This window comes from Mesorhizobium sp. M7A.F.Ca.CA.001.08.2.1 (assembly GCF_003998455.1).
GTDB classification, from domain to species: Bacteria; Pseudomonadota; Alphaproteobacteria; order Rhizobiales; family Rhizobiaceae; genus Mesorhizobium; species Mesorhizobium ciceri.
On sequence record NZ_RZPW01001099.1, the window covers coordinates 1 to 1,521 of the forward strand.

Annotated in this window: 1 protein-coding gene and 1 pseudogene; both read right to left on the minus strand. The window is 66.4% G+C overall.

Annotated features, from left to right (window positions below; genetic code table 11):
- Positions 1 to 252, minus strand: a pseudogene (locus EN914_RS35135) (SMC-Scp complex subunit ScpB); the annotation flags it as partial.
- 5 nt (positions 253 to 257) lie between these two features.
- On the minus strand, positions 258 to 1,208 hold the full coding sequence (locus tag EN914_RS35140; protein ID WP_081714359.1) for a DUF1403 family protein: 951 nt from the start codon (positions 1,206 to 1,208) through the stop codon (positions 258 to 260).
- Between the last annotated feature and the right edge of the window lie 313 nt (positions 1,209 to 1,521).

A 1,521-nucleotide genomic window follows, 5' to 3' on the forward strand; every position in this document is an offset into this window, starting at 1 on the left:
GGGTCGACCGCGCAGTTCTTCGCGGATGTCGTCGATCAGCAGGTCGATGCTGCAGTTTTTTCCGACGATCCGCGCGAGCGTCTCGCGGCCGACCGGTTCGCTGGCGGCGAAGATGGTCGCTTCGACACGGTTCTTCCATTCGCGCCATCGCGCCTCCGGCGGCAGGTGATCCAGCTCCCGGTCAAACAGCTGGTCAGCTGATCGACGGTCATCTGGCCGATCCGTTCCGCGTCTCCGCACCGCTTCCACCATGGTCGTCACAGCCCGTAGCTGCGAAAGGTTGGGCGGCCCGACAGCTCGCGCACGGCACCGAGTTCGACCAGCCGGTCGAACAGGCGGCGCAGGCCGCGGTCGCTCATGCCGGCGATCTTTTCGGATGCCACGATCGCGTCGTCGGACAGGAGCCTTTCGACGACCATGTCCGCCGCCTTGGCCCGGAGTTTCGGCGCGACCGCAAGCAGCCGGTCCGCGCGGCGCTCGAGCTCGACGGATAAATCAATGGCGCGCAGCGCGGCGCGCGCCTGCGCGGCCAGCAGGCCTTTCGCACGCTCATCAGGATCTGTCTCAATGCCTGTCGCTACGGAGCTGGCTGCCAGTCGAGGCGTGCGGGCGCCTGTCCCCAAGGCTGCCTCGGCGCCCAGCAGCGGCATGGCGTATGCCCAACCCAGCCGCTGCGCCCGCAGGGCGTCGGCGAGCCAAGCTCCAACGGTGCGTGCGAAGCCACGGCGTTCGGCGGCCGTGAACGCACCGGTCAGCATGCCGACCATTCCGATGCCTGCGGAAAGCTGTCGAAGATCATCCACCAGATCGCTGACCGCCTCATCATCCGGCGCGTAGCCAAACTCCTCCAACACCGCCGCGAGATTTTTCTCCGTCAGGAGATCCTCTGCTGGCCGAGATGCCAGCCGACGCCAGGCGAGGAGAAAACGGCCGGCGGGGCCGACATTGTCGCCGGGCCGGGTGAGCAACACGGCGTCGCGCAGCGCGCTTTCATCCTCGACGCGGCCAGCCTGCTTGGCCGTTGCCACGGCAGCCGAAAGCGCCAGGCGCTGCCGCAAGGCGCCGGCCCACCGCTCCTGACGGCGGACGACAGCATCGAGCGCGCCGATGGCAGCGCCCGCGGCGAGCGAGACGTCCTCGAATTCGTTTCCCGCATGACCGTGCGCATCCGAGATGGCCCGGCGCAGCCAGGTCGGCACCGCTGCCATTGGCACGGTTGGAGGGGTTCCGGCAGGCGTGGCGTGGTAACGTGCAGAAGGTCTGGGACGCAGAATCATGGAGGGCACGATGAATCATGGCGGCGCTTTTAGCAATAGAAACGGACGAAAAGCGCTGCGCTTGTCGCGCGTCTACAACGAATGATAATGTTGCATTATCGTTCGTTACAAGCCATGCTAGCAGAATGGCCCCTATCGTCGACCTGAGCCGCGAAAATCGTCCTGAGGAGAGCAAAGCGCCGTCCCACAGCACGACCGCGATCGCCAGCACCTCCCCTCCCTCGCCTCCAGCTGACGACTTGCC

What these genes read in the sequence shown, in the direction of transcription:
- EN914_RS35140 (WP_081714359.1), bottom strand. Translation starts at nt 1,208, where the DNA reads ATGGCAGCGGTGCCGACCTGGCTGCGCCGGGCCATCTCGGATGCGCAC.